We start from the raw sequence: 8,327 nt of genomic DNA on the forward strand, positions 1-8,327 counted from the left end.
TGATCATTTTGTTTTATTTTCCATTCTTTGTAGGAAAATTGATGCGAAAATACACCACTCTAGCTGAAGAACTGAATGCACTACCGCCTGAGCGACAAGCTTCGATTGCTGCAAGAGCTAACCAGATTCGGCTAGAAGAAACTACGCTCAGACATCTACGGGAGAAGCTTGGTTTGTCGCAAGCAGAATTAGCGCAGCGGCTGGAGGTACAGCAACCCGCAATATCTAAGTTAGAACGTCGTCAAAATCTAGAATTAAATACTTTGAGAGCTGTTGTCAATGCTTTGGGTGGAACTATTGAAATTATCGTTAGAGTTCCCAATAAAGAGCCGATTCTACTCAGTGATTATCAAGAATAGCTACTATAAGTGGTCGATCGAGCCACATCTTTTCATGGTAGGTTGGGTTTTATTCTTCAACCCAACATCGCTAGGATATTGATATGTTAGTTAGTTGGGTTCGCTTTAGCTCAACCCAACCTACCAATCTCAGATCGAACTGCATTTTTATAGATATATCTACATGTCAAGATCGATTCAAATAAACTTCGTACCTCAATCCCGTAATAGTTAGATTCATACAACAATTTACGTATTTTTTTTCAGACCCGCATGGACATGAATCGTTTTCTCCAACACCAATACTCTCAAAGTAGTCACTATCTCTTTCGATTTTCCTGACAGAATAATCCCATGCTTGGAAAGGATCGGTCAAGCAAGAAATAACCCCTTTAACAAGACTATAATCATATATATCCATTGACTTGTTGTATCCGTTAGTTACTTCATCGAATTCACTAATTGGAAAAACAACACAAAATTTGTTAGCAGGTTTATTTACGAGTGCAATATGGTCATATCTGATATCACTAAGTAATCTTTCCCTAAATTCACCATTGTATATTTCTCCATCATTGTGACCGCATGGCTTACGTGGATTAATAACATTGTTGCAAATACTGCAATTTTGCTTATAAATCATACCAGGACTTAAGTACAGCTCGTAAGGAAACAATTCTTGCCATCTTGATACATGCTCTTCTATAAATTTATACTTTCCAGATACCAGGAACTCGTCCCAATAGTCTGGCCGATCTTTCTGCCGTGACTGGAAAAATAGTAAACCTTTTTCGACTTCTTCGAGTTTACACCAAGCCTCATAAAACTCATTCTGTTGCAGCAGTGAAAAAGCACAAAAATAGTTACTATGAATTTCAACAGCTTCTTGCAAATACGAAATATGAGCAGCTAATTCCTGGTCTTGGTGTTCTAATGCATATTCTTTACCAATCATCAATAATCTTATAACTCTATTTGCGTTATATCTTTGGCTAGCAACGTTAGAAACAATATTAACTATTTTCAGAAGAGGAAGATTGTCAATGGTCACTAAAAGTACATCCTAAATATTGATTAAATAAATTAAAGCACTTCTTAATCTAAGAAATTTTTGCTATCATCTATATTCTTTACTATGGAGTTATCAATATTAGCTGTGTAATCCAAAACACTATCAAATACGCTAGGAAGGATTTTTTCGATTTCAACTGAAGATCCAGAGCATTGAATTTCACAAATAGATCCAAGTTCATTATCAATAACAACATTGATTTGGAACGTTGAATTTTGGTCTGGTTGTCTATTGAGTGAACGAATATAATCAAGAATTAAGTCTTTGATGACTGGTGCAATAATTGAAGATATTACAATCGTCCCGATCGATTTAAGTGTAATGGGATCGGAGTAAAGACCTAATATATGATATTCATCATCATTGACACACAGATCTACTTTAAGGTCATCTCTGCCAGAACTAAGTAAGTAATTAAAAAAATGCTCTGTATCAGGTGCAAATGCTGACGTTGGGATTCCACTATCATCATTCAACGGTACAAAGAGAACGTTGGCAGGCGATATCTCTTCTCTGACCTGATAAGAAAGCTTTTCATTATGCTTCCAATAAGATAATCCTTGCAATATATTATTATCTTTGACTTTAACAATATTATCTACATTTGTGTCTGGTAAATACTTGTACCCAGAGTTGACATGCAGAAGCATAAGATCATGCATGTCATTCTTTGCACGTACATCATTTTCATTATTAATTCTTGTTGTCGGATGAATTTCTCCTGATTCTTCAGTGAAAAGATAAGGTGAAGATTTCCGAAGATTTTTCAAAAACTCTTCTTCCGTCACGTTATCAAAGTGTTCGGTCACTCTGCGTTTAAATTCTTTTGCATCCATTGGCATAATGATTACTCACTAATTTTCATATATACAAGAAGACTCAATCAAATCCAGATTCACAATAGCAATTTGAACATGAGTTCGATCGAAAATGGCTGAGTTCGGAAAAATCTGTTTTCCTTCTACAAATGCAGATCGTATTGCTCCGCGAGGATCTGTTCCAAATACAGATGTCTTTACATAATCAAAAAATGCACAATCTAGATAGCGTTTGCCTGGGATATTGGGGTTTTGAGTAGGTAAACTTTGACCTGCTCTATGGCACATTTCTGTAAATCCATTATAACTGTCTAGCCAAAAATCAGGATTATCAATATCTGACATATCCAGAAGATCGATACAAGTCTCATCTAGTTTCAGTTTGGACTTGATGACGACTGGCTCTTGTTGGTACATTTTCCTTGCCCAGTGCAAAGCATGGTTGGGTGCATCCTGCCAAAAATAAACCCCTGTACCCAGCCAATCATATCCGTTCATACTGGGTCGGAAGCCCTCTGCGAGAATTCTTTCAGCGCGACTGCGGCTAGTGCCATGATATCCATCAACCCAAATGGTATTTGTTAGATCTTTCTTAATACTGGTCATTACTGAAAATTGACACTTTCGTCTCTCACAGGCAATACAAGCTCAACATCACCATATGGAGCTTAAACAGAATAGCAGATGTAGGCTGGGTAAATGAGCTAATGCTTCAATTATTTAGGGATTAGTTCATTTACCCACCATACCAATCCTGCTAAAAGTAGTTCCTATTTCGCAGCAACTAACCCATTGTGACGTAATAACGCCGCTGGATCTGGCTCCCGTCCACGGAACGCCGTAAACACCTCCATCGGGTGCTTGCTACCGCCCAGCGACAATACTGTATCGCGGAACCGTCGCCCGGTCGTCCCGATCGCTGCTGCATCATCCAGCCCAGCATCTTCAAACGCTGCAAACGCATCTGCACTCAAGACTTCCGCCCACTTATAGCTATAGTAGCCAGCCGCATAACCGCCAGCAAATATATGTCCGAACGAGCAGAGGAAATTGTCTTCAGGTAAGGGGGGAATTACCATACTGATTTTGGCTAACCGATTGCGAACGTCGGGAATTGTTTCCGCACCGCCTGGTTTGTAATGGCTGTGGAGTTCGAGATCCAGCCAGCTAAAGTGGATCTGACGCAGCATCCCACTCCCGCTCATAAACGTCCGCGCTGCTAGGAGTTTTTGGTAGTAATGTTCGGGCAAGGGTTCGCCAGTTTCGTAATGTTTGCCTAAACTGAGCAGGGTGGGGCGATGGTAGCACCAGTTTTCCATAAATTGGCTAGGTAACTCGACCGCATCCCATTCGACGTTACTAATCCCCGATGCACCGACATAATCGACGGTGGTGAGCATGTGTTGTAAGCCGTGTCCGAACTCGTGAAAGAGGGTTTCGACTTCGCCGAAGGTCATCAGGCTGGGTTTCCCGTCTACTGGTGGTGTTTGATTGCAGATCAGGTAAGCAACAGGTAAACGCACTTTTGTCCCGTTACCATCGGTCAATTTAGAGCGACTGATACAATCATTCATCCAGGCTCCACCCCGTTTTTCGGCAGGACGGCTGTAGGGGTCGAGATAGAAGTAAGCAATCGGTTGGTGTTGCTCGTTAGCCACTTGGAAGTAGCGCACGTCGGGATTCCAGACGGGTGCTTGGCCGTCGGCGGCAGTAATGGTGATGCCGAATAGATTGTGCGCGAGCTTAAATAAGCCCGAAAGTACTTGTTCTAATGGGAAATATGGGCGCAACTCTTCAGCATTAAAGTCAAATTTAGCTTCCCGCAGGCGTTCCGACCAGTAGGCGAGATCCCAGTGCTTGAGATCGTTGGCTTCGGGGGCATCTTTGGAGATAGCAAAAGCGCGGAGATCTTCGAGATCTTGTTTGGCAGCTTCAAAGCTGGCACTGCGGAGGGATTCGAGTAGATTTTCGACAGCGGCGACATTGGGTGCCATTTTACTGGCGAGGCTGAGTTCGGCGAAGTTGTCGAAGCCGAGGATATTGGACATTTCCCGGCGTAGTTCGAGGATGCGATCGATATTCGCGAGATTATCATATTCCCCTGTTGCCGCCCGACTGACTAGAGCCTTATATACTTGCTCGCGTAAGTCCCGCCGTTGACTGTGCTGCATGAACGGGACATAGCTAGGCGCATCTAACGTTATCGTCCAGGGGCCATCGGTCGGGGTCGCGGCTTCCTGTCCGGCGGTTCTGGCGGATTGAGCGGCTTGACCGCGCAAACTTGTGGGTAGTCCAGCAACTTCTTCGGGCTTAGTCAAGGTCAGACTATAGGCTTTAGTCGCATCGAGGACGTTATTGGAAAACTTATTGGCGAGTTCGGCGAGGGCGAGCTGAATATCATTAAATCGCTGTTTGGGTGCGCCAGTTAAGCCGACGCCAGATAGCTCCATATCGCGGATGGCGGCTGCGATAATCCGTTGTTGGGCAACATCGAAGCTGGCAAATTCGGGACTGGCTTTAATCGCCTTATAGCCCTGATAGAGTGCGGTACTCTGTCCCAACCGCATCCAAAACTGGACTGTTTGCGGTTGCATTTCTTCATGCGCGGCGCGGAGTTCGGGGCTATTTTTGACACTCATCAGGTGGCCGACGATACTCCAGCCCCAGGAAATCCGCTCGACAATTCGATCGAGTGGTTCGACTAATCCCGCCCAAGTGGGGATGATATTCGCTTCGAGCTTTGTGAATGCTGCGTTGGCCTCAGTCAGCAATTCGGTAATATCGGGAACGACTCGATCGGCTTGGATTTCTGGAAATGGGGGCAATCCCTGACCTTGTAACAGCGGTTTCATAAGCTTGGTGTGATGAGAATTTATAGATACATCTATTATCTCTCGATCTACATGGGATGCTGTGTCTGGTTTACCGCCAGATATCTTCACATTCTTGCTCAGGCTCAACACAAAAATGAATGATGTGGTCGCCTTTTTCGGAGATATCTCCAAGTTTGGGCACACCGCAGCTTTTGAGTGTCAAAAAATCTCCATCTTTAGTTTCTGCTGAGATCGCAATCTTTTTCTCTCCCGCAAGCATCTTAATCACAAAGTCACAGCCTAATTGTGATTGTTCGTGGGTCAGCTTAATTTTGGAATTAATATTCACACCACAACGATTGAATTCTCCACACTGTGATGGAACATGAAGATGAAGATACAAATCTCCAGGTTCACCACCATTGGTGCCTGCATCACCCTGTCCCTCAATTCTTAAATTTGTCCCAGAATCAACCCCCGCCGGAATCATAATTTCCAGTGACTTGTTAACCTGCTCTAAGTGCCCCCTAATATCAGCTTCCAGGTGAGGAAATTGAATCTTTTTTACTCCCCCAAAAATTGCCTCATGAAATTCGATTGCAAGATCGAGCCGCAAATTTTCACCTTGTGTTTTAATCATATTTTGTACGCGAAAATGAATAATATGGTCGCCTTTCTGAGCTGGGTTTTCAAATTGAGGAACACCACACCCTTTCAATACTAGAGAATCACCATTCCTAGTTCTTGGTGATACAACAATCTCTCTGTCTCCCTCTATTGTCCTAATAATAAAAGTGCAACCTGCTTGCGCTTTTTCTTCTGTGAGCTTAATTTCGGACTCAATGTTTATACCATGACGTTTGAGTTCTCTATTATGAGATGGGACAAGAAGACGAGCATATAAATCTCCAGCTTCTCCACCATTAACACTCGCATTGCCATACCCTCGAAATCTCAATCTACTTCCATACTCACCACCAGCAGGAATTCTGACTTTCAGGGACTTAGTAACTTTTCTTACTTTCTTGTCCAAACCAATTTCCAATCGAGAAATAGTAATCTCCTTTTGAACTCCAAGAACAGCTTCAAAAAATCCTAGCGTGATGTCTATCTGTAGATCGTCACCTCGTTTTTTTAATCCTTTTGATGAAATATTTTGTCTTCTATCTACTCCCTTTATCGCAAGATTTTGGTATTTCAAATAACCAGGCAACATTAACAATAGAAACGTTAAAATCGTAATATAAGTTTGAACATGCGGAGAATCATTGCCAGTATTATCATTGAAACTAACATGTGCCTCTTTCTGTTCTCCCAATTGAGAAGTTGTTTGAGGCATATTAACTTGAGATGATACAGGCGAGATCGCCCCTAATAGTTGAATTGTACTACTAACGAGCCAGATAATTACGGCACTATAGATTTTCATCGAACTACTGTTGAGGAACCAATCAGTTATTCATTGGCGATCTCATGAAAACAGGAAATATTCACATTTTTGACATGTCGTGCCACAATCCATCGGAGAATAGACTCAGAAACCAGCGCAGGTATAACTTCGATCGACATGTGTTCGAGCTGAAACTCATAGGGAGAAAGTCCCCCTATCGTTCATCAGTAATTATTTCAACAGTCCTTCGATATCTTTGGCGATATCTTTGGGATCGGTATTCGAGCCGTAGCGTTTGACGACATTACCACTGCCATCAACCAAAAACTTCGTAAAGTTCCATTTGATCGCTTCCGTTCCCAAAATTCCTGGTGCGGCTTTTTCTAAATATTTAAACAGCGGGTGTGCGCTGGCACCATTGACATCGACCTTCTCGAATAGGGGAAAAGACACGCCAAATCTGGTTTCACAAAAAGACTGAATATCCGTCGCGCTACCTGGTTCCTGTTGTCCGAATTGGTTGCAAGGAAAACCCAGCACTGCAAATCCTTTGCTGGCATACTTGTCGTATAACTCCTGTAAACCCTTATATTGAGGTGTAAAACCACACGCGCTAGCGGTATTGACGACGAGCAAAACTTTATCGCGATAAGTACTCATTTCGACGGGTTGACCTTCGATGCTGGTAGCCGAAAAGTCGTAAACTGTTGATGACATAAAGATTTTCCGATTGTAGATACTAATCTATACATTATTAGTCAACTACTCCGAACTTGCTAGGTGTGATGAAACGACTTTTGATTTTGGGTGGCACTGGGGATGCGGTGCAATTGGCAGCACGCGCGATCGATCTGCCTGGATTAGAAGTAGTTACTACGCTCGCCGGGAGAACCAACAATCCCCAGGCTGTCTTAGGTACCGTGCGGATTGGCGGCTTTGGTGGCGAGGCTGGGTTGGTAGCATACTTGCAGACTGAAAAAATCGATTTCATTATCGATGCTACTCACCCATTCGCCGCCCAAATTTCTGGGCATGTGGCTGGGGCAGCAACTAAAGTCGGGATTCCGCGATTGCTGCTCGTGCGCCCTGCCTGGGTGAGATCGATTGAAGATACATGGATTGAGGTGGAGAGGATCGAGGCGGCTGTCCAGGCGATTCCAGCTAGCGCAGAGCGGATCTTTGTGACGATCGGCAGACAACAACTCGCCCCATTTGCCGTGCTAACCGATCGTTGGTGTTTGATGAGATCGATCGATCCTCCCGATCCGAGTATCCCCCTACCCCCAGGCAAATTATTACTCGATCGAGGGCCATTTAGTTTGGAGGGAGAACGTCAATTACTCAGGGAGTATCAAATTCAGGCGATCGTTAGTAAAAATAGCGGCGGCGAGGCTACTTATGCGAAGATTATTGCCGCACGGGAATTGGGTTTACCAGTCGTGATGGTACAGCGTCCGATCGTGCCTGAAGGGGAAAGGGTTGCGGATGTAGCGGGTGCAGTGGAGTGGTTGATCGATCGCCTTGAAATTAATTCAATAACAAGCAAAACTCACTGAGTTGAGTGATTTTCAGCCTTAACAAGTTTACGAAAAACGGTAGCTTGCTCCAAGCTACCGTTTTGTTTCTAGTTACCAGCCTAAATAAATCTACAATCTAAGCCCCAACTGCTTCTTTAGCTGCATACATTACTTCTAATGTAATTACAGCTTGTCCGCGATCACGTGCAAATTTCTCGGTATTGCGTTTGACTTTACCGCGTACGAAACCAGGAACTTTATTCAGTTCGGCTTGGGCTTCTTTATTCCAACCTAAGTCAGAATCAGCCGAGATTCCTTTGGTAATTACTTCCTTAGTATCGTGTCCGCCAAAGATTTCTAATAAGTGATCTTCCATCCC

Annotated in this window: 8 protein-coding genes and 1 pseudogene; 2 read left to right on the forward strand and 7 right to left on the reverse strand. The window is 43.4% G+C overall.

The window, feature by feature from the left end; translation table 11 throughout:
* The coding region (locus RMO27_RS13210; RefSeq protein ID WP_309733199.1) for a helix-turn-helix domain-containing protein at positions 1–359 on the forward strand (359 nt) is incomplete at its 5' end.
* Between the two features lie 166 nt (positions 360–525).
* Here the strand turns inward: RMO27_RS13210 and RMO27_RS13215 are convergent.
* The 6 genes from RMO27_RS13215 to RMO27_RS13240 all read right to left on the reverse strand — a co-directional run bounded on the left by RMO27_RS13215 (position 526) and on the right by RMO27_RS13240 (position 7,148).
* A complete protein-coding gene (locus tag RMO27_RS13215) occupies positions 526–1,389 on the reverse strand; it encodes an SEC-C metal-binding domain-containing protein (protein ID WP_309733201.1) in 864 nt (287 codons plus the stop codon).
* Between the two features lie 44 nt (positions 1,390–1,433).
* Positions 1,434–2,246, reverse strand: a complete 813-nt coding sequence (locus tag RMO27_RS13220) for a hypothetical protein (protein ID WP_309733204.1) — start codon at positions 2,244–2,246, stop codon at positions 1,434–1,436.
* An 18-nt stretch (positions 2,247–2,264) separates the two neighbouring features.
* Positions 2,265–2,834: a hypothetical protein gene (locus tag RMO27_RS13225; RefSeq protein ID WP_309733205.1), complete on the reverse strand. Its 570-nt coding sequence runs from the start codon at positions 2,832–2,834 to the stop codon at positions 2,265–2,267.
* Positions 2,835–2,998: 164 nt separating this feature from the next.
* Positions 2,999–5,080, reverse strand: a complete 2,082-nt coding sequence (locus tag RMO27_RS13230) for a M3 family metallopeptidase (protein WP_309733207.1) — start codon at positions 5,078–5,080, stop codon at positions 2,999–3,001.
* A gap of 70 nt (positions 5,081–5,150) precedes the next feature.
* Positions 5,151–6,380, reverse strand: coding sequence for a DnaJ C-terminal domain-containing protein (locus RMO27_RS13235; protein ID WP_309733209.1), 1,230 nt, complete (start codon positions 6,378–6,380; stop codon positions 5,151–5,153).
* A 282-nt stretch (positions 6,381–6,662) separates the two neighbouring features.
* On the reverse strand, positions 6,663–7,148 hold the full coding sequence (locus tag RMO27_RS13240; RefSeq protein ID WP_309733211.1) for a glutathione peroxidase: 486 nt from the start codon (positions 7,146–7,148) through the stop codon (positions 6,663–6,665).
* A 68-nt stretch (positions 7,149–7,216) separates the two neighbouring features.
* Between RMO27_RS13240 and RMO27_RS13245 the strand changes: the two genes are divergently transcribed.
* On the forward strand, positions 7,217–7,987 hold the full coding sequence (locus RMO27_RS13245; protein ID WP_309733213.1) for a cobalt-precorrin-6A reductase: 771 nt from the start codon (positions 7,217–7,219) through the stop codon (positions 7,985–7,987).
* A 97-nt stretch (positions 7,988–8,084) separates the two neighbouring features.
* Here the strand turns inward: RMO27_RS13245 and RMO27_RS13250 are convergent.
* Positions 8,085–8,327: pseudogene (locus RMO27_RS13250) on the reverse strand (ferredoxin:protochlorophyllide reductase (ATP-dependent) subunit B); the annotation flags it as partial.

Source organism: Chamaesiphon sp. OTE_75_metabat_556 (assembly GCF_031378165.1).
Taxonomy (GTDB): domain Bacteria; phylum Cyanobacteriota; class Cyanobacteriia; order Cyanobacteriales; family Chamaesiphonaceae; genus Chamaesiphon.

Coding starts and splice junctions, on each gene's coding strand:
- RMO27_RS13220 (WP_309733204.1), bottom strand. CDS start 2,246: ATGGATGCAAAAGAATTTAAACGCAGAGTGACCGAACACTTTGATAAC.
- RMO27_RS13225 (WP_309733205.1), bottom strand. CDS start 2,834: ATGACCAGTATTAAGAAAGATCTAACAAATACCATTTGGGTTGATGGA.
- RMO27_RS13230 (WP_309733207.1), bottom strand. CDS start 5,080: ATGAAACCGCTGTTACAAGGTCAGGGATTGCCCCCATTTCCAGAAATC.
- RMO27_RS13235 (WP_309733209.1), bottom strand. CDS start 6,380: ATGCCTCAAACAACTTCTCAATTGGGAGAACAGAAAGAGGCACATGTT.
- RMO27_RS13240 (WP_309733211.1), bottom strand. CDS start 7,148: ATGTCATCAACAGTTTACGACTTTTCGGCTACCAGCATCGAAGGTCAA.
- RMO27_RS13245 (WP_309733213.1), top strand. CDS start 7,217: ATGAAACGACTTTTGATTTTGGGTGGCACTGGGGATGCGGTGCAATTG.